General features: G+C 70.9%; 14 protein-coding genes and 1 pseudogene. 5 read left to right on the top strand and 10 right to left on the bottom strand.

Features of this window, described 5'->3' with window-relative positions; translation table 11 throughout:
- The 3 genes from O3W51_RS38025 (at position 1) to O3W51_RS38035 (ending at position 5,505) form a co-directional block, all read left to right on the top strand.
- On the top strand, positions 1–2,478 hold the full coding sequence (locus tag O3W51_RS38025; RefSeq protein ID WP_269288574.1) for an excinuclease ABC subunit UvrA: 2,478 nt from the start codon (positions 1–3) through the stop codon (positions 2,476–2,478).
- 120 nt (positions 2,479–2,598) lie between these two features.
- The gene (locus O3W51_RS38030) at positions 2,599–4,542 is read left to right on the top strand and encodes a family 20 glycosylhydrolase (protein WP_138356450.1); all 1,944 of its coding nucleotides are present in this window, start codon (positions 2,599–2,601) and stop codon (positions 4,540–4,542) included.
- A gap of 111 nt (positions 4,543–4,653) precedes the next feature.
- On the top strand, positions 4,654–5,505 hold the full coding sequence (locus O3W51_RS38035) for an NAD(P)H-binding protein (RefSeq protein ID WP_138356451.1): 852 nt from the start codon (positions 4,654–4,656) through the stop codon (positions 5,503–5,505).
- A 44-nt stretch (positions 5,506–5,549) separates the two neighbouring features.
- On the opposite strand, the gene O3W51_RS38040 is transcribed toward O3W51_RS38035, so the two are convergent.
- From O3W51_RS38040 to nsdA, 7 genes and pseudogenes are all read right to left on the bottom strand, one after another.
- Positions 5,550–6,065 carry a GNAT family N-acetyltransferase gene (locus tag O3W51_RS38040; protein WP_138356452.1) on the bottom strand — a complete coding sequence of 172 codons (516 nt, stop codon included), beginning with the start codon at positions 6,063–6,065 and terminating at the stop codon, positions 5,550–5,552.
- A 72-nt stretch (positions 6,066–6,137) separates the two neighbouring features.
- The gene (gene ffh / locus O3W51_RS38045) at positions 6,138–7,679 is read right to left on the bottom strand and encodes a signal recognition particle protein (protein WP_138356453.1); all 1,542 of its coding nucleotides are present in this window, start codon (positions 7,677–7,679) and stop codon (positions 6,138–6,140) included.
- A gap of 121 nt (positions 7,680–7,800) precedes the next feature.
- Positions 7,801–8,271, bottom strand: coding sequence for an ACT domain-containing protein (locus O3W51_RS49055; protein WP_443048388.1), 471 nt, complete (start codon positions 8,269–8,271; stop codon positions 7,801–7,803).
- Positions 8,257–9,021: pseudogene (locus tag O3W51_RS49060) on the bottom strand (nucleotidyltransferase domain-containing protein); the annotation flags it as partial. The gene O3W51_RS49055 and the pseudogene O3W51_RS49060, both read right to left, overlap by 15 nt.
- Before the next feature lie 59 nt (positions 9,022–9,080).
- Positions 9,081–9,419 carry a P-II family nitrogen regulator gene (locus O3W51_RS38055; RefSeq protein WP_138356455.1) on the bottom strand — a complete coding sequence of 113 codons (339 nt, stop codon included), beginning with the start codon at positions 9,417–9,419 and terminating at the stop codon, positions 9,081–9,083.
- Positions 9,416–10,768 (bottom strand): ammonium transporter, encoded by a 1,353-nt coding sequence (locus O3W51_RS38060; RefSeq protein WP_138356456.1) that lies wholly within the window; start codon positions 10,766–10,768, stop codon positions 9,416–9,418. Before O3W51_RS38060 ends, O3W51_RS38055 begins: the two co-directional genes overlap by 4 nt.
- A 280-nt stretch (positions 10,769–11,048) precedes the next feature.
- Positions 11,049–12,509: a transcriptional repressor NsdA gene (gene nsdA, locus O3W51_RS38065; protein WP_138356457.1), complete on the bottom strand. Its 1,461-nt coding sequence runs from the start codon at positions 12,507–12,509 to the stop codon at positions 11,049–11,051.
- Positions 12,510–12,788: 279 nt separating this feature from the next.
- Between nsdA and O3W51_RS38070 the strand changes: the two genes are divergently transcribed.
- Positions 12,789–13,472 (top strand): bifunctional DNA primase/polymerase, encoded by a 684-nt coding sequence (locus O3W51_RS38070; protein ID WP_198359009.1) that lies wholly within the window; start codon positions 12,789–12,791, stop codon positions 13,470–13,472.
- Between the two features lie 121 nt (positions 13,473–13,593).
- Here the strand turns inward: O3W51_RS38070 and ftsY are convergent, their stop codons facing one another.
- Positions 13,594–14,799, bottom strand: coding sequence for a signal recognition particle-docking protein FtsY (gene ftsY / locus O3W51_RS38075; RefSeq protein ID WP_138356459.1), 1,206 nt, complete (start codon positions 14,797–14,799; stop codon positions 13,594–13,596).
- A gap of 323 nt (positions 14,800–15,122) precedes the next feature.
- Here ftsY and O3W51_RS38080 point away from each other — a divergent pair, with 323 nt between their 5' ends.
- The gene (locus O3W51_RS38080) at positions 15,123–16,109 is read left to right on the top strand and encodes an LLM class flavin-dependent oxidoreductase (protein ID WP_138356460.1); all 987 of its coding nucleotides are present in this window, start codon (positions 15,123–15,125) and stop codon (positions 16,107–16,109) included.
- On the opposite strand, the gene O3W51_RS38085 is transcribed toward O3W51_RS38080, so the two are convergent.
- Together O3W51_RS38085 and O3W51_RS38090 are read right to left on the bottom strand one after the other, a co-directional pair.
- Positions 16,106–17,524, bottom strand: coding sequence for a sugar porter family MFS transporter (locus tag O3W51_RS38085; RefSeq protein ID WP_138356461.1), 1,419 nt, complete (start codon positions 17,522–17,524; stop codon positions 16,106–16,108). The genes O3W51_RS38080 and O3W51_RS38085 overlap by 4 nt on opposite strands.
- A gap of 213 nt (positions 17,525–17,737) precedes the next feature.
- The coding region (locus O3W51_RS38090; RefSeq protein WP_269288577.1) for an AAA family ATPase at positions 17,738–19,622 on the bottom strand (1,885 nt) is incomplete at its 5' end.

Below are 19,622 nucleotides of genomic sequence, written 5' to 3' on the forward strand. Positions count from 1 at the left end.
ATGACCGATCCGTACCTCCGCGTGCGCGGCGCGCGGGAGCACAATCTGCGCGGGGTCGATGTGGACCTGCCGCGGGACGCGCTGGTCGCCTTCACCGGGGTCTCCGGCTCCGGCAAGTCCTCGCTCGCCTTCGGCACGATCTACGCCGAGGCGCAGCGCCGCTACTTCGAGTCCGTGGCCCCGTACGCGCGGCGGCTGATTCACCAGATCGGCGCACCCAAGGTCGACGAGATCACCGGTCTGCCGCCCGCCATCGCCCTGGAGCAACGGCGGTCCGCGCCGGGTTCGCGCTCCTCGGTGGGCACGGTCACCACGTTGTCGAACTCGCTGCGCATGCTGTACTCACGCGCCGGCAGCTATCCGCCGGGCGTCACCGAGCGGCTGGACTCCGACGCGTTCTCCCCCAACACCCCGGCGGGCGCCTGTCCGGAGTGCCACGGGCTGGGGACGGTGCACCGGGTCAGCGAGGACTCGCTCGTCCCCGATCCGTCGCTGAGCATCCGTGAGGGTGCGGTGGCCGCCTGGCCGGGGGCCTGGCAGGGCAAGAACCTGCGCGACATCCTCGACGCGCTCGGCCATGACATCGACGCGCCCTGGCACAAGCTGCCGCAGGAGGCGCGCGACTGGATCCTGTTCACACCGGAGCAGCCGGTCGTCACCGTCCACCCGGTGCGGGACGCCGACCGCATCCAACGCCCTTACCAGGGGACGTACATGAGCGCCGAGCGCTATGTGCTGCACACCTTCGCCGACTCCCGGAGCGAGGCGCTGCGCAAACGGGTCCGGCGGTTCATGACGAGCGCGCCCTGCCCGGTGTGCGGCGGGCGGCGGCTGCGCCCGGAGTCGCTGGCGGTCACCTTCGCCGGCCGGGACATCGCCGCCCTGGCCGCCCTGCCCCTCACCGAACTGGCCCGGCTGCTGCGGGAGACCCCGCATGGGACCGGCTCCGTGGCCGGCACGATCGCCGGGGACCTCGTGTCCCGGATCGAGGCGCTCGGCGAGCTGGGGCTGGGCTATCTGAGCATGGACCGGCCGACGCCGACGCTCTCGGCGGGCGAACTGCAGCGGCTGCGGCTCGCCACCCAGCTGCGCTCGGGGCTGTTCGGCGTCGTCTACGTCCTCGACGAGCCGTCGGCCGGGCTGCACCCGGCCGACACCGAGGCGCTGCTGACGGTGCTCGACCGGCTCAGGGCGGCCGGGAACTCGCTCTTCGTGGTCGAGCACGACATGGCGGTGGTGGCGCGCGCCGACTGGGTCGTCGATGTCGGGCCGCTGGCGGGCGAGCACGGCGGCCGGGTGCTGCACAGCGGTCCGGTGGCCGGGCTGGCGTCGGTCGCCGAATCGGAGACCCGCCGGTTCCTGTTCCCCGAGGGGCCGCCGGCCGCCGCGCGCGTACCGCGCGAACCGTCCGGCCTGCTGCGGCTGCACGGTGTCACCCGGCACAATCTGCGCGGCCTCGACGCGGTGGTGCCGCTCGGGGTCTTCACGGTGGTGACCGGTGTTTCGGGGTCCGGGAAGTCGACGCTGGTCAGCCAGGTGCTGGCCGATGTCCTGACGGAACACCTGGGAACGTCCGCCGAGGAGGATCCGGAGGAGGCCGGAGCGGACGAGGTCCCGGCCGGCGGGGGAAGCGCTGCCTCGTACGCCACCTCGGTGACGGGCCTCGAGGCCGTCGGCCGGCTGGTACGGGTCGACCAGCGGCCCATCGGCCGCACGCCACGGTCCAACCTGGCGACGTACACGGGTCTGTTCGACGCCGTACGCAAGCTCTTCGCGGCCACCGACGAGGCACGCAAGCGCGGCTACAACGCCGGGCGCTTCTCGTTCAACGTCGCCACCGGCCGCTGCGAGACCTGCCAGGGCGAGGGGTTCATCGCCGTCGAACTCCTCTTCCTGCCCGGCAGTTACGCCCCCTGCCCGACCTGCCACGGTGCCCGCTACCGGCCGGAGACCCTGGAGATCACCTACCGCGGCGCGAGTGTCGCCGACGTCCTGGCGATGACGGTCGACGCGGCGTACGACTTCCTGGCCGACGTTCCCGCCGCGGCCCGGCCGCTGAGGACCCTGCAACAGGTCGGGCTCGGCTATCTGCGGCTCGGCCAGCCGGCCACCGAGCTGTCCGGCGGGGAGGCCCAGCGGATCAAGCTGGCGGCCGAACTGCAGCGCGCGGGCCGCGGGGCGCGCTCGCACACCCTCTATCTGCTGGACGAGCCGACCACCGGGCTGCACCCGGCCGACACCGAACTGCTCATGCGCCGGCTGCACGGGCTCGTCGACGCGGGGAACTCCGTCGTCGTGGTCGAGCACGACATGGATGTGGCGGCCGGTGCCGACTGGATCATCGACATGGGTCCGGGGGGCGGCGACCGGGGCGGGCGGATCGTCGCGGAAGGGGTTCCCGCGCTCGTCGCCCGGTCGCCGCGGAGCATCACCGCCCGCTATCTGGCGCCGAAGATCCCCGGCAGTCCGCCGGTCTGACCACCGACGCCCGCATATCCGGGACTCTTGACATGTACAGGAGGCATCGCTGCACTTGGTGAGGCACCGAGTTGTCCAGACCACTCCCGCGTCATCCCTCTCAGGCAGGAGTCCTCGACCATGCGGTTCTCCCCCCACGCCCGCTTCTCCCGCGGGCCGGCCGCCGTTCTCGGCGTGCTGTTCGGCCTGCTGCTCGCCCTCGCCGTACCGCTCGCACAGGGGCCGGCGCACGCCGCCGGCGCCGTGCCACGCACCATCCCCGCCCTCCAGCAGTGGACCGCCGGCAGCGGTGCGTACACCTTCGGCCCCGCCAGCCGGGTCGTGGCCGACAGCGCCTACTCGTCCGCGCTCGGCACCACCGGGCGGGTCTTCGCCGACGATCTGACACAGCTCACCGGGCGGACCGTCACCCTGGTCAGCGGCCCGGCCTCCGCCGTGCGGCCCGGTGACCTGTTCCTCACCCTCGGCTCCACGGACACCACGCTCGGCACCGAGGGCTACGCCCTCACCGTCGGCTCGTCCGTCACCGTCCGGGCCCGGGCCGACGCCGGGGCCTTCTACGGCACCCGCTCGGTGCTCCAGCTCCTCAAGCAGTCCCCCACCATCGCGGCCGGGACGGCACGCGACTGGCCCGCCAAGGCCGAGCGCGGGCTGATGGTCGACGTCGGGCGCAAGTACTTCACCGTGCCCTGGCTCCAGGGCCAGATCAGGGACCTCGCCTATCTGAAGATGAACTACTTCCACCTGCACCTGTCCGACACCTACGGCTTCCGGCTGGAGAGCACCAGCCACCCCGAGATCACCTCCGCCGCGCACTACACGAAGCGGGAGATCACCGATCTCATCGCGCTCGGCGCCCGGTACCACGTCACCGTCGTGCCCGAGATCGACGTGCCGGGCCATATGAACACGACGCTGACCGCCCATCCCGAACTGCGGCTCGTCAACAGCGCGGGCACACCGAGCAACCAGTACATCGACCTGTCCAACCCGGCGGCCTACACCCTCATCCAGGATCTGATCACCGAGTACCTGCCGCTGTTCCCCGCCAAGTACTGGCACCTGGGCGCGGACGAGTACGTCACCAACTACGCCAGTTACCCGCAGCTGCTCAGCTACGCCCGCGCCCACTACGGGCCCGCCGCCACCGCCAAGGACGTCTACTACGGCTTCGTCAACTGGGCCGACGGCATCGTCCGGGCCGGCGGCAAGACGATGCGGATGTGGAACGACGGCATCAAGCAGGGCGACGGCACGATCACCCCGAACGCCGACATCACCGTCGACTACTGGTTCAACTACGGGCTCACCCCGCAGCAGCTCGTCGCGGCGGGCCACACCGTCATGAACTCCAGCTGGACGCCGACCTACTACGTGTACGGCGGCGACAAGCCCAACACCCCGTACATGTACGAGACCTGGAACCCCGAGATCTTCCAGGGCGGCACCACCCTCACCGACCCGTCCCGCAACCGGGGTTCGGTGCTGCACGTCTGGTGCGACAACCCCAACGCCGAGACCGAGCAGCAGACGGCGGCCGGCATCATGACCCCGATGCGTGCCCTCGCGCAGCAGACCTGGGGCTCCCCAGGACTCGTCCCGACGCTGGCGGAGTTCCAGCCGATCGTCACCACCGTCGGCCGCCCGCCCGGCTGGCCCACCGACACCGCCGCCGGCGACCTGGCCCTGGGCCGCCCGGTGACCGTCTCCAGCACCGAGACGCCCGCCTTCCCCGCGGAGGGCGCGGTGGACGGCAGCTACGCCAGTCGCTGGTCCAGCGCCTATTCCGATCCGCAGTGGCTGCGGATCGACCTGGGCAGCAGCCGGGCCGTCAACCGCGTCAAGCTCACCTGGGAGACGGCCCACGCCACGGCGTTCCAGATCCAGCTGTCCGACGACGGCACGTCCTGGAGCACGGTCTACTCCACCACCAGCGCCTCCGGCGGCACCCAGAACCTGACCGGCCTCAGCGGTTCCGGGCGGTACCTGCGGATCTATCTGACCAGGCGCGGCACCGTCTACGGCTACTCACTGTGGGAGGTCGAGGCGTACCACGACGCCTAGGCCGTGTCGTCAAAGTCCCGGCTGCCCGGCGCTTGACTTCAACCTTGGTTCAACTCGCAGGCTGAACACCACATACCGAGCAGCACGCGAGAGATCATCAAGGAGAGCGTCATGATCCTGGTCACCGGAGCAACCGGCAAAGTCGGCGGGCAGGTCGTGTCCCAACTGCTGGGCCGGGGCGCGGCCTTCCGCGCCCTGACCCGCGACCCCGGCGCGGCCCGGCTGCCCGCCGGCGTCGAGGCCGTGGCCGGGGACCTGTCGGATCCGGGGAGCCTGGACGCGGCGCTCGACGGCGTCGACGCCGTCTTCCTGGTCTGGCCGTTCCTCACCACCGAGGCGGCGCCCGGCGTCCTGGAGCGGGTCGGGAAGCACGCGCGCCGCATCGTCTACCTCTCGATGCCGGGAGCGCAGGAGCGGACGGACGGGCCGACGGATCCGATCACCGCGTTCCACGGCGGGATGGAACGGCTGATCGAACGGTCCGGCCTCGAATGGACCTTCCTGCACCCGGTCGGCTTCGCGTCCAACACCCTCGGCTGGGCGGAGCAGGTCCGTGCCGACAGCGTCGTCCGTGATCTGAACGGGGCACTGGCCCGGCCGCTGATCCACGAGCGGGACATCGCGGCGGCCGCCGTCCGCGTACTGACGGACGGCCCGGACGCCGGGCACGCGGGCGCCGCGTACGTGCTCACCGGCCCCGCCCTGGTGACCCAGGCCGAGCAGGCGCACGCCATCGGCGAGGCGATCGGCCGCCCGGTGCGGTTCGAGGAGATGACGGTCGCGGAGAAGCGGCAGCAGATGCTGGCCTGGCTGCCGCCGTCGGGGGTGGACGCGGTCCTGACGGCCTGGGCCGGTATGGCAGGGTCCCCCGAGCCGGTCACCTCCACCGTCGAGGAGCTCACCGGCACCGCCCCGCGCACGTTCCGCGAATGGGCCGCCGACCACGCCGCCGACTTCCGCTGACGCCGTCCGCGGCCGCGCCGTGCCCGGACGGGCGGCGGGACGGGTCAGGCGCCGGGCCACTCCTCGGCGGTGAGCGCGAAGCGCTCGTGGTCACGCCAGTCGTCGTTCAGATAGAGCATGCGCGGTGAGAAGCCCTCATGGCGGAAGCCGAGCCGCTTGGCCATGGCGAGGGAGCGGCCGTTGTCCGGCTGCACGTTGATCTCCAGCCGGTGCAGCCCGAGACCGTCGGGATAGCTGGTGAAGCAGCGGTCGACGACCTGCCGCAGACCCTCGGTCATCCGGCCGGTGCCCGCGTACGGGAGGTAGCTGTCGTAACCGAGAACGCCATTGCGGAACCGGGCCCGGACGATGTTCGCGACATTGACCTTGCCGACGATGCCGCCGTCCTCGTCGTTGATGATCAGAAACGTGCGCAACGACGGACCCTGGCGGCGCAGCAGCTCGTGGAAACCGTCCGGATCCACAGGGTTCCACGGGCTCAGATGATCGGCGGACCGCAGGACGGCCGTGGCGTACGCGTCGGCGTCGCCCGGTCGTGGTTCTCGGATGGATACGCGCATGGCGCCATCATGCCCCGGACGCGAAGAGCGCCCCCTGCTGGGGGCGCTCTTCCGCTGCGGTGCGGGAGGGCGTCAGCCCATGAACTTCTTGAACTCGTCGGGGAGTTCGAAGTTCTGCGCCTCCGGAGCGGCTGCCGCGCCGAAGGGGTTGTCGGCCTGCTCGGCACGGCGGGCGGCCTCCGCCGCCTCGTCCGCCTTGCGCTTCATGGGGTTGCCGCTGCGCTGCTTGCCCTTGGCCTGCTTGACCTGCTTCTTCTTCTTGTTGCCGCCGCCCATGCCGGGCATCCCCGGCATCCCGGGCATGCCGCCGCCCTGGGCCATCCGCGACATCATCTTGCGGGCCTCGAAGAACCGCTCGACGAGGCTCTTGACCGCGCTGACCTCGGTGCCGGAGCCCTTGGCGACGCGGACCCGGCGCGATCCGTTGAGGATCGTCGGGTCCTGGCGCTCGGCCGGGGTCATCGACTTGATGATCGCGGCGGTGCGGTCGACGTCGCGCTCGTCCAGGTTGGCGATCTGGTCCTTGATCTGCCCCATGCCGGGCAGCATGCCGAGCAGCTTGGAGATGGAGCCCATCTTGCGGACCTGCTCCATCTGGGACAGGAAGTCGTCGAGCGTGAACTCCTTCGGACCCTTGGCCAGCTTCTCGGCCATCTTCTGGGCCTCGGCCTGCGAGAAGGTCTGTTCGGCCTTCTCGATCAGGCTGAGCATGTCGCCCATGCCGAGGATGCGGGACGCCATCCGGTCCGGGTGGAAGGTGTCGAACTCGTCGAGCTTCTCGCCGTTGGAGGCGAACATGATCTGCTTGCCGGTCACATGCGCGATGGAGAGCGCGGCACCACCGCGGGCGTCACCGTCGAGCTTGGAGAGCACCACACCGTCGAAGCCGACGCCGTCGCGGAACGCCTCGGCGGTGTTGACCGCGTCCTGGCCGATCATCGCGTCGACGACGAAGAGGATCTCGTCCGGGCTGACGGCGTCACGGATGTCGGCGGCCTGCCGCATCAGCTCCTCGTCGACACCCAGCCGGCCGGCGGTGTCGACGACGACCACGTCGTACTGCTTGGACTTCGCGAACTCGATGGAGTCCTTGGCGACCTTGACCGGGTCACCGACGCCGTTGCCCGCCTCGGGCGCGAAGACCGCGACACCCGCGCGCTCCGCGACGACGGAGAGCTGGGTCACGGCGTTCGGGCGCTGGAGGTCACAGGCGACGAGCAGCGGGGCGTGGCCCTGGCTCTTCAGCCAGTGGCCGAGCTTTCCGGCCAGGGTGGTCTTACCGGCACCCTGCAGACCCGCGAGCATGATCACGGTCGGCGGCTGCTTGGAGAACCGCAGCCGGCGGGTCTCACCGCCGAGGATGCCGACGAGCTCCTCGTTGACGATCTTGATGACCTGCTGCGCCGGGTTCAGCGCCTGCGAGACCTCGAGCCCGGAGGCCCGCTCCTTGACCTGCTTGATGAACGCACGGACCACCGGGAGCGCGACATCCGCTTCCAGCAGGGCGATACGGATCTCGCGCGCGGTGGCGTCGATGTCCGCCTCGGAGAGGCGGCCCTTGCCCCGGAGGTTCTTGAACGTCGCTGCAAGGCGATCGGAGAGGGTATCGAACACGGTGGTTGCGGGTCCTCGCGTCAGGGGTTGGCGGTGGTCGTCCCCCAGGGTATCCGCTGGTGTGCCCTCCATCGCCGGGCAGGCGGGATTGAGCCTGCCCGGCGACGGACGACCGCGGGGCTCAGCGCAGCGCCCGCTCGACCTCGCGGGCGACCTCCGCCGCCCGCACCTCGCCCAGCGGAGCGCCGTCCGCGCCGACGACGTAGAACGCGTCGACCGCGTTCGCGCCGAGCGTGCTGATGCGGGCGGAGCGCACGTTCACCCCGGTCGCGGCCAGGGCGTACCCGATCCGGTGCAGCAGTCCCGGTGCGTCCTGGGCGCGGATCTCGATCACCGTGGCGACCTGGGAGCTGCCGGCGGCGACCGTCACCCGGGGCGGCGGCGCGGCGAGCGTGCGACGGCGCGGATAGGCCGCCTCGCGTTCGGCGAGACGTGCCTCGATGTCGAGCGAACCGTCGAAGGCCCGCCCCAGGTCGGCACGGAGCCGGGCGGCCTCCGGCAGCGCACCGTACTCGGCGGCGACCCGCCAGCTGAGCAGCGTCACCGGGCCCTCCCCGATCGGGTCGACGGACCGCAGGTCGGCGGCGCGCACGGTGAGCCGGTGCAGGGCGTCACGGGCGTCGAGCAGCCGGGTGCGGGCCTCCTCCAACCCTTCGCGGGGGGCGTCGGCGAGCCAGGACGCGGCGACGGCGCGCAGCGCGGTGGCGTCGCGCAGCCCGCCCCTGGCCTCCTTGAGGTCGGGTTCGAGCAGGTAGGAGAGCTCGCCCTGGCGTTCGGCCCGTTCCTGGCACAGCTCGTGCAGGGCGGGCAGCCGCTTGGGGGCCTGGTTGCGCCAGTCGGCCAGCGTCGCGGTCCGCAGGGACGCGGTGAGGGACGGATCGCCCGCGATGTGCCGGGCGTCGAGCAGCCCGAGCTGGACCTTGAGGTCCTCGGCGGCGGTCCCGCGGGCCTCGGCGGCGGTGCGGACCGAGTGGTCCAGGTCCAGGCCCAGGTCCCAGACCGGGTACCAGATCCGGTCGGCGAGCGCGGAGATCCGGTCCTTGGCGACGGAGGAGTCGTAGAGCAGCAGGAGGTCGAGGTCGCTGCGCGGGGAGAGCTCGCCGCGCCCGTAGCCGCCGACGGCGACCAGGGCGTATCCGGCGACGCCGGTCTCCCCGGCCGCGCCCGCGGCCAGCCCCGCCAGCCATCTGTCGGTGAGTCCCGACAGGGCGGAACGGCGCGGCGGCCCGGACCGCGCCTCCTCGTTGAGGAGACGCAGCCGGGCCGCCGCGTAGCCGCTGGGACCCTCAGGGGTTCCGGCGGCGGATTCGTCGTCCGCTTTCGCTTCGACGCTTTCCGTCACTTGTGCTCCAGCGCTGGGCGCTTGTTGCCAGATCCGGTCCGAATGAGCACGGACCAGTTCTAGAGGGCGTCCGGGCCGCGTTCGCCGGTGCGTACGCGGACCGCTGTCTCGACCGGGATACTCCACACCTTGCCATCACCGATCTTGCCGGTGCGGGCGGCCTTGACGATGACTTCGATCAGCTGATCGGCGTCACTGTCCTCGACCAGGACCTCTATACGGATCTTCGGCACCAGGTCGACGGTGTACTCGGCGCCACGGTAGACCTCGGTGTGGCCGCGCTGCCGGCCGTAGCCGCTGGCCTCGGTGACCGTCAGGCCGTGCACCCCGAAGGCCGACAGGGCTTCCTTGATCTCGTCCAGCCGGTGCGGCTTCACAACTGCCGTGATGAGCTTCACGCGTCCACCTTCTTGTCCGAGGCGCCGGCCTCGCTGCTCGTGCTGCCGGGGACGGGTACCGCGGTGGTGCGGACCGTGCCGCCGCCCGCTCCCGCGAAGTCGTACGCCGTCTCGGCGTGTTCGATCTGGTCGATGCCGGTGATCTCGTCGTCCTCGGTGACCCGGAAGCCCATGACCAGGTCGATGAGCTTGGCGAGGATCGCGGAGGCGACCAGGGAGTACCCCAGGACCGCGCCGACGCCGACCGCCTGCTTGCCGAGCTGGTCGAGGCCGCCGCCGTAGAACAGGCCCTTGGCGGTCTGGCCGACGCCGCCGGTGGCGAAGAGGCCGATGAGCAGGGAGCCGACGATGCCGCCGACCATGTGGACACCGACGACGTCCAGCGAGTCGTCGTAGCCGAACTTGTACTTCAGGCCGACTGCGGCGGCGCACAGCACACCGGCGATCAGGCCGACGGCGATCGCGCCGAGCGGGGAGACGGAACCGCAGGCGGGGGTGATGGCGACCAGCCCGGAGACCGCGCCGGAGGCGGCGCCCAGGGTGGTGAAGGAGCCGTGCCGGATCTTCTCGTAGGCGAGCCAGCCGAGCATCGCGGCGGCGGTGGCGACCTGCGTGTTGGTGAACGCGACGGCGGCGACGCCGTCGGCACCGAGCCAGGAGCCGGCATTGAAGCCGAACCAGCCGAACCACAGCAGGCCCGCGCCGAGCATGACCAGCGGCAGGCTGTGCGGCCGCATCGGGTCCCGCTTGAAGCCGACCCGCTTGCCGATGACCAGGATCACACCGAGGGCGGCGGCGCCCGCGTTGATGTGGACCGCGGTACCACCGGCGAAGTCGATCACGCCGTACTTGAAGAGCCAGCCGTCCGAGCCCCAGACCCAGTGCGCGACCGGGAAGTACACGACCGTCGCCCACAGGGTGATGAAGAGCGCCCAGGCGGTGAACTTCACGCGGTCCGCGAGCGCACCGCTTATCAGCGCCGGGGTGATGATCGCGAACATCAGCTGGAAGACGGCGAAGACGTAGACCGGGATCCCGTATCCGGGCCACAGCTCGGCGATGCCGATGTTGCGCATCCCGAGCCAGTCGGTGCCGCCCATGAATCCGTTGCCGGAGTCGAAGGCGAAACTGAATCCGTAGAGCGTCCACAGAATGGTGATGATGCCGAGGCTGATGAAGCTCATCATCAACATGTTCAGCGCACTCTTGACGCGGACCATGCCCCCGTAGAAGAAGGCCAGGCCCGGTGTCATCACCATGACCAGGGCGGCGCTGAGCAGCATGAACGCCGTATTTCCGGTATCGAGCTTGGGCGCATCAGCGGCAAGCGTCAGGATGGCTGGTGCCATCGGCGTCTCCTCGTCATCCGAGCGGCCCTGCGGGACGGTGCTGGGTGGGCCGGTTATCGCCCAGAGGTTGTCCCAGCCGGGTTTCGCCCGATGCCGCAGGGTGTTTCGACGCGGTGACGAAGAAGTCCTATGTGTTACGTGAAGATGAACCGCTCCCGGCAGGCGCGGGCGCCGTATACGGGACCGGCCGCGGAAGGCACCCGGTTGACCAGGCGTGGGGGAGCCGAGTCGGGCTGATCGGGTGGCCTGCCGCGGCCGGGGTTCTGGAGGGATCCGCCGGTCAGGCGGTTTCGGCCACTTCCGGGAGCTCGACCGCCAGCCGCTCGGAGAGATCGATGACCTCCGCGATGTCTCCGAAGTCGCGCATCGCGGTGTCGGCGGTCTTGCGGATCCGGGTGTTCACCCGCTCGGAGCGCACTTTTCTGGCCACGGAGATGGCCTTGTGCGTCATGTCGGCGGCCTGTTCCGGGTTCCGCTCCAGGAGGTGGACGGTGGCCATACCGATGAGGTTGAGGGCGTACGCCCGCTGGTGGACGGAGTCCTGGCCGAACAGCTCGACCGCCCGCTCCATCACGGGGTGGGCGAGCGAGGCGTAGGTGGAACTGCGGCCGGCGACGTAGGCGAGGTCACGGTAGGAGTGGGCGTTCTCCGCGTTCAGCTCGGCCTCGTTGAAGAAGCTGATCCAGTCCGGGTCCTCGCCCTTGCGGGCCTCGGTGAAGGAGTCCTCGGCCATCCGGACGGCCCGGTGGCACTTGCTGACCTGGCCCATGTTGGCGTAGGCGCGCGCCTCGACGGCGTGCAGCATCGCCTGGGTGGTGGCGGTGGCCGAGTCCCGGCTGCCGTACTGGGCGAGGTGGATGAGTTCCAGCGCGTCGTCCGGCCGGTTCAGATGGATCATCTGGCGGCTCATGCTGGAGAGGATGAACGCGCCCAGCGGCCGGTCGGCGGCCTCCTTGGCGGCGTGCAGCGCGAGCACGAAGTACTTCTGCGCGGTGGGCTGCAGACCGACGTCGTAGCTCATCCAGCCGGCCAGCGCCGCGAGGTCGCCGGTGACCCGGTAGAGCCGCTTGGCGACCGCGTCCGGGTGCGACTCCTGGAGCAGGTCGGTCACCTCGTGCAGCTGGCCGACGACCGCCTTGCGGCGCAGTCCGCCACCGCACTGGCTGTCCCAGGTGCGGAACATCACGGTGGTGGTCTCCAGCAGCTGCAGCTCCGGCTCGGACAGCCGGTTCGGCCGGTTGCCGGTGTCCCGGGGCACACTGGCGGCCGGCGCCGGGAAGCCGCCGAGCGAGGGGGGCACCAGCCACCGCTGCATCGGCTCGACGAGGGCAGGTCCCGCCGAGAGGGCCAACGAGGCCCCGAGGAAGCCGCGGCGGCCGAGCATCAGGTCGCTGCGGGAGAACTCGTTGATCAGCTGGACCGTCTGGGGGCCCGCCCAGGGCAGGTCCACGCCCGATTCCGACGGTGACTGGTGCGCTGACCGCAGTCCCAGGTCCTCGACCGGGACCACGCAGCCGAACCGTTCGGAGAACAGCTCGGACATGATGCGCGGGATCGGCTCGCGCGGCTGCTCACCGTCGAGCCAGCGCCGCACCCGGGAGGTGTCGGTGCTGATGTGGTGGGCGCCCATCTGCCGCGCCCTGCGGTTGACCTGACGGGCCAACTCGCCCTTCGACCAGCCACTGCGCACGAACCACGAGTTCAACTGCGCGTTGGGCTGCTTGTCCTGTGTGCCGCCCACCGGTAGGCCCCCATCCGAGTCGCCCAACGCCCTTACGGCCAAGGCCCGCTGAGTCCAGGCCCTGCTGCCTTGCCTCCGGCATACCCGGAGGGGACACATGTCTGGCGCTCACGAACCGAAAGTAATCCTACGATCACCCATCCGGCGAGTGCCACAGCGGAAACGCCACCATTCGCCACCCCTTCGAATGAACTCGTCTGCGGCTGTACACGATTCACTTGACACACCCCGGTCAGGCAGGGGCGTAACCATCGGCGACTGCGATCCGTTGGGGGTGTCATGGGTTTCACGATCGGCGGCATTCGGGATATCCGGGCCGGCTCGCGCCGCCGGGAACGCGCCACGGCGTGCACCACGGTGGCGGAGTACACGGGGTTGTGCGGTTGGGCGGTCACGCCGGGAGCGCGCGCCGTCCGGGGCGGCGGGGCCTGCTCGTGCGGTGACCCCGGCTGCAAGGAACCGGGGGCGCATCCCCTGGTGTTCGCCGACGAGATCCCGGCCGGCGCGACCCTGGAGCAGGCCACCGAGGCGTGGGACCAGGTGCCGGGAGCGGCCGTACTGCTGCCGGTGGGCCGGACGTTCGACGTCATCGACGTGGCGGAGCAGTCCGGACGGCGCGCCCTGGTGCGGCTGGAGCGGATGGGTCTGCGGCTCGGTCCGGTGCTGGCCACCCCCACGGGCCGCGCGCAGTTCTTCGTGGCGCCGGGCGCCGCGGCCGAACTCCCGCACCTGCTCTACCGGATGGGCTGGGACGACGCCGACCTCGACCTGCGCTGCCTGGGGCTCGGCGACCACGTCACGGCCCCGCCGTCCGACCTCGGCGGGCTCGGCCCGGTGCGCTGGCTGCGGTCACCGCTGCTCGACTCGGTGCACCAGCCGCCCGAGGCGCGGTTACTGCTCGGCACCCTGGCGTACGTCTGCCACCGCGACCGCACGCCCGGCCCCTGGCTCGTACGGACCTGAGCCCGCACCGCACCCGGCACGGAGAGAAGCCATCACCCGGGGAGGTGCGTAAGGGGCGCCCTCCAGGGAAGGGCGCCCCTTACGTATACAACCGCTCGTACACCGCTCGCGTCGGTGCGGGTCAGTCGCCGATCAGGGCGTCGACGAACGCCTCCGGCTCGAAGGGCGCCAGATCGTCCGGGCCCTCGCCCAGCCCGATCAGCTTCACCGGAACGCCCAGCTCGCGCTGGACCGCGATCACGATGCCGCCCTTGGCGGTGCCGTCCAGCTTGGTCAGCACGATGCCGGTGATGTCGACGACCTCGGCGAAGACCCGGGCCTGGACCAGCCCGTTCTGCCCGGTGGTCGCGTCGAGCACCAGCAGCACCTCGTCGACCGGGCCGTGCTTCTCGATGACCCGCTTGACCTTGCCCAGCTCGTCCATCAGACCGGTCTTGGTGTGCAGCCGGCCCGCGGTGTCGATCAGGACGGTGTCCGCGCCCTCGGCGATACCTTCCTTCACGGCGTCGAAGGCGATCGACGCCGGGTCGCCGCCCTCGGGACCGCGCACGGTCCGGGCGCCCACCCGCTCGCCCCAGGTCTGCAGCTGGTCGGCGGCGGCGGCACGGAAGGTGTCCGCCGCGCCGAGCACCACACTGCGGCCGTCGGCCACCAGGACGCGGGCGAGCTTGCCGGTGGTCGTGGTCTTGCCGGTGCCGTTGACACCGACGACCAGCACGACGGCCGGGGTCGTCTCGTGGCTCTCGGTCTTCAGCTCGCGGTCCAGCGAGGGGTCGACCAGGGTCAGCAGCTCCTCGCGGAGCAGGGCGCGCAGATCGGCGGGGGTGCGGGTGCCGAGCACCTTCACCCGGGTACGCAGCCGGTCCACCAGCTCCTGGGTCGGAGTGACACCCACATCGGCGGTGATGAGGATGTCCTCGATCTCCTCCCAGGTGTCCTCGTCGAGGTGCTCGCGGGAGAGCAGCGCGAGCAGCCCCTTACCGAGCGTGTTCTGCGAGCGGGACAGCCGGGAGCGCAGCCGCACCAGGCGGCCGGCGCTGGGTTCCGGCTGTTCGAGTTCGGGAGCCGCGGGTACCGGCAGCTCCTCCACGGCGACCGGCGCGCCAGGCGTCTCGGGGAGGACGACCTCTTCGATCGTCCGGCGCGGCTCGTCCCGAGGGACCTCCGCTTCGTCCCCGACGCGTGGCTCGGCGGGCGGCGCGGTGATGGTCGGCGTGCTCGGCGGCGCGGGCGGCAGCTGCTTCTTGCGGCGGCTGCCGACCACCAGTCCGCCGGCGGCGACGACCGCGACCAGGGCGATGACTACAGCAAGGATGACGGTTTCCATATCTTTCCCAGTATCGGTCACGTGCGCGGGTGGCCGCGACAACGTGGCCCTCCGGGCCGGTCCCGGGTGCCGGCCCGTGCGGGCCGTTGCCGGGTCGGGGCCGGGCTCTCCGGCGTGGGGGTCCGAAATCGACTATTTACGGTCCCCCGACCTTCGGCCGGGGGTGCCCCCAACTGCGATCCCGACCCCATGCGTCCGATCCGGGCCGGGCCGGGCCGGGGCGGGCGAACCGTGCGTGGTCCCGCGGGTCCACTCCTCTATCAATCTGACGCTGCGTCAGTTAGCGTCCGTCTGGTCCATCCCGGCGAAGGGAAGCGTCCGCCATGCCCGTCACGGTCATCCGTTTCAACCTCGTCGATCCCGCTGCCGAGCCCGCGTCGCTCAGTGCCCGCTACAAGGCGGCCCTCGAGATGGCGGCCTACGCGGACGACCGCGGCGTCGGCACCGTCCAGACCGAGGAGCACCACGGCGCCGCCAATGGGTGGCTGCCCTCGCCCCTCACGTTCGCGGGAGCGGTCTTCGGTGCCACCCGGCGGATCGCGGTCACCGTCTCCGCCCTGATCGGCCCGCTCTACGATCCGCTGCGGCTGGCCGAGGACATCGCCGTACTGGACCTGCTCAGCGGCGGCCGGCTCGTCACGGTGGCGGGGATCGGCTACCGGCAGGCGGAGTACGACGCGCACGGCCGGGACTGGACGCACCGCGGCAAGCTCCAGGACGAGGTCCTGGAGACACTGCTCACCGCGTGGACCGGGGAGCCCTTCGAATACCGCGGCAGGACGGTGCAGGTCACGCCGCGACCGTTCACCCAGCCGCATCCGCTGCTGCTGGTCGGCGGCAGCTCGAAGGCGGCCGCCCGCCGTGCCGCCCGGCTCGGTCTGCCGCTCTTCCCCAGCGCGTACCTGCCGGAGCTGGAGGCGTACTACCAGGAGCGGCTCGCCGAGTACGGCACCGAGGGCTGGTGCATGATGCCGCCGGCGAAGGTCCCGCTGCTGCACATCGCCGAGGACCCCGACCGCGCCTGGGCGCAGTACGGCGAGCATCTGCTGCACGAGGCGCGGATGTACGCCTCCTGGCAGTCGGCCGACATCCGCTCCGCCGTGCGCTCGGCCGCCACCGGCGTCGAGGAACTGCGCCGCGAGGGGGTCTACCGGATCGTCACGCCCGACGAATGCGTCGCCCTCGCCGAGGCCGGCGGGGACCAGGCGAGCCTGGTCCTGCACCCCCTGTGCGGGGGCATGCCGGTCGACGAGGGCTGGCGCAGTCTGCATCTGCTGGCGGAGCAGGTGCTGCCGCGTCTCAAGGACTAACCCATCTCCTCCAGGGTCTTGCCCTTGGTCTCCTTCACGAACTTGAGCACAAAGGGGATCGAGAGCAGGGCGAAGCAGGCGTAGATGACGTACGTCCCCGACAGGTTCCAGTCCGCCAGGCTCGGGAAGCTCGCGGTGATCGCCCAGTTGGCGATCCACTGGGCGGAGGCCGCCACGCCGAGCGCCGCGGCGCGGATCCGGTTCGGGAACATCTCGCCGAGGAAGACCCAGACGACGACACCCCAGGAGAGGGCGAAGAAGAGCACGAAGACGTGGGCCGCGATGAGCGCCACGGTGCCCTGGGTGTTCGGGAGCGTCCCGTCGGCGGTCTTGGCGGCGAAGGCCCATGCCTCCAGTGCCAGGGAGACGGTCATACCCGCAGAACCGATCAGGGCGAGCGGCCTGCGGCCGATCCGGTCGACGAGGAGGATGGCGATCACGGTGCCGATGATGTTCACGATCGAGGTGGTGAACGAGTACAGGAAGGAGCTGCTCGGGTCGATGCCCACCGACTGCCACAGCGTGGACGAGTAGTAGAAGGCCACGTTGATGCCGACGAGCTGCTGGAAGACCGAGAGTCCGATACCGATCCAGACGATCGGCAGGAAGCCCATCCGGCTGCCGAGCAGGTCACGGAAGGTCGACTTGTGCTCGCTGCGCATGGCGTGTTCGATCTCGGCCACCCGTGCGTCGAGGTCGATGTGCTTGCCTTCGACGTCTTCGAGCACCTTCTTGGCGTGGGCGGTCCTGCCCGCGGAGATCAGGAAGCGCGGCGACTCGGGGATCGCGAAGGAGAGCAGCCCGTAGAGGACGGCCGGGACGACCATCACGCCGAGCATGACCTGCCAGACCTCCAGGCCCATCAGCTGCCCGCGCTGGTCGCCGCCGGCCGCGTTCAGCAGGCCCCAGTTGACGAGCTGCGAGACGGCGATGCCGATGACGATGGCTGCCTGCTGGAAGGAACCGAGCCGGCCGCGGTAGGCGGGCGGGGAGACCTCGGCGATGTACGCCGGGCCGATCACCGAGGCCATACCGATGGCGATACCGCCGAGCACCCGCCACATGGCGAGGTCCCAGAGGGCGAACGGCAGCGCGGAGCCCACGGCGCTGACCGTGAAGAGCGAGGCGGCGATCTGCATGACGCGGATACGGCCGATGCGGTCGGCGATCCGGCCGGCCGTGGCGGCGCCGATGGCGCAGCCGATCAGGGCGATCGCGATGACCTGGGCGAGGGTGCCGGAGCCGATGTCGTACTTGCCGCGGATGCCCTCGACAGCGCCGTTGATCACGGCACTGTCGTAGCCGAATAGGAAGCCGCCCATGGCGGCCGCCGCGGTGATGAAGATGACATGGCCGAGGTGATCCGGATGGGCCAGACGGCCTTCCCGACCGGCCACAGGTTCGGTACTGGTCAACGTGGACTCCTGGGGCTCGGCGGTGAGCCCTCACATGAGGGGCTGGATCCTCCAGTGTCAGCCGCCCCCCGGACGGCCACCACTCGAAGATAAAAGTGACGCTGCAGAGACTATGCCTTCAAGTTTCGAAGTCAACAGGGGCCTATCAACCCATCTGGCGCAGATGAGCACATGGCTCAGCCGCTTGAGTTCAGCACTTGAATGCATATGGGCCTAGGCCAGCTTGCGCTTGCCCTCACGCAGCCGCTGGCTGATCACTTTGGAGACCCCATCGCCCTGCATCGATACGCCGTACAGGGCATCGGCGACCTCCATCGTCCGCTTCTGGTGCGTGATGACGACAAGCTGTGAACTCTCCTGAAGCTCCTCCATCAGCCCGATCAGCCGCTGCAGATTGGTGTCGTCCAACGCCGCCTCGACCTCGTCCATCACATAGAACGGACTCGGCCGGGCCTTGAAGATCGACACCAGCAGCGCCACCGCGGTCAGCGAGCGCTCACCACCCGACAGCAGCGACAACCGCTTGACCTTCTTCCCGGGCGGCCGCGCTTCAACCTCCACACCTGTGGTGAGCATATTGTCCGGATCTGTCAGCATCAGCCGGCCCTCGCCACCGGGGAAGAGCCGGGAGAACACCCCCTCGAACTCCCGCGCCGTGTCGTGGTAGGCCGCGGAGAAGACCTGCTCGACGCGCTCGTCGACCTCCTTGGCGACCTGCAGGAGATCCAGCCGGGTCTTCTTCAGGTCCTCCAGCTGCTCCGTCAGGAACTTGTGGCGCTCCTCCAGCGCGGAGAACTCCTCCAGTGCCAGCGGGTTGACCTTCCCCAGCTGCTGGTACGCCTTCTCCGCGGACTTCAGCCGCTTCTCCTGCTCCGCGCGCACGAACGGCTTCGGCCGGTTGCGCGGGTGCTCCGGATCCTCGGGCAGCTCCTCGCCCTCGGCGGGCAGTGACGGCGGCACCGGATGGTGCGGGCCGTACTCGTCGACCAGCCCGGACGGCTCGATGCCGTGCTCCTCCAGCGACCGGGTCTCCAACTGCTCGATGCGCAGCCGCTTCTCGGCGCCCAGCACCTCGCCCTTGTGGACGAAGTCGGTCAGCTTGTCCAGTTCCGCCTTGAGCTCCCGGCCCTGCCGGCGCTCCTCCCCCAGCTGCGCCTCACGCTCCGAGCGGGCCCGCTCGGCCGCCCCGCGCTCCTCGTCGGCGCGGCCCAGCGACACCGTCACGTACTCCAGCAGGGCTCGCGCACCGGCCAGCACCGCGGCGGCCACCCGGGCCTCGTACTCCAGCCGGGCCCGGCGCTGCTCGGCGCGGGCCCGGGTCTCACGCTCGATACGGGCCGCGCGGTCCAGCCCGTCCGCCCGCCCGGCCAGGCCCTTCACCCGCTCCTCGTGGGTGCGCAGCTGGAGCCGCGCCTCCATCTCGGTCTGCCGCGCGTTGGCCCCGTCGGCGGACAGCCGGTCCCGTACGGAGGTGTCCGGCTCCTCCTCGCCGGGTGCCTCCACGGCCTCCCCCAGCCGCACCGACAGTTCCTCGAACTCCTCCATCGCCGCGGCCAGCGACTCCTCCGCCCGCCCCACGGCGGCGGCGCTGCGCTCGGCCTCTCCCCCGGCGGCGCGTGCCTGGCCGGCGAGCCGCCCCAGCTGCTGGGCGACCGACGACTTCTCCTTCTCCGCCGCCCGCCGCGCCTGCGCCAGCGAGTCCACGGTCCGCGCGCACGCCGTGCGCCGCTCCTTCGTCTCCCGCTGCTCCTCCGCGAGCGACTCGCACAGCGCCGCCAGCCGCTCCAGCTCACGGGCCGCCTCGTCGACGGCGGCCCGCACCTCCAGCAGGCTGGGCACGCCCGCCGACCCACCGTGCGCGAAGTGCGCGGCGAGCACATCGCCTTCGGCGGTGACGGCGGTGAGTTCCGGGTGCGCGGCCACGAGAGCCTCCGCGTCGTCGAGGCTCTCCACGACGACCGTGTCACGCAGGAGACGGCGGACGGCGGGGAGCAGATCGTCAGGCCCGCCGACCAGCCCGGCCGCCTGCCGCGCCCCCGCGGGCAGCGGGGCGGGTTCCGCCCGCGCGTGCGGGACGGAGGCGGCGGCCACAGCGGCC

The organism is Streptomyces sp. H39-C1 (genome assembly GCF_027158125.1).
In the GTDB taxonomy this organism is placed as follows: Bacteria; Actinomycetota; Actinomycetes; order Streptomycetales; family Streptomycetaceae; genus Actinacidiphila; species Actinacidiphila fildesensis.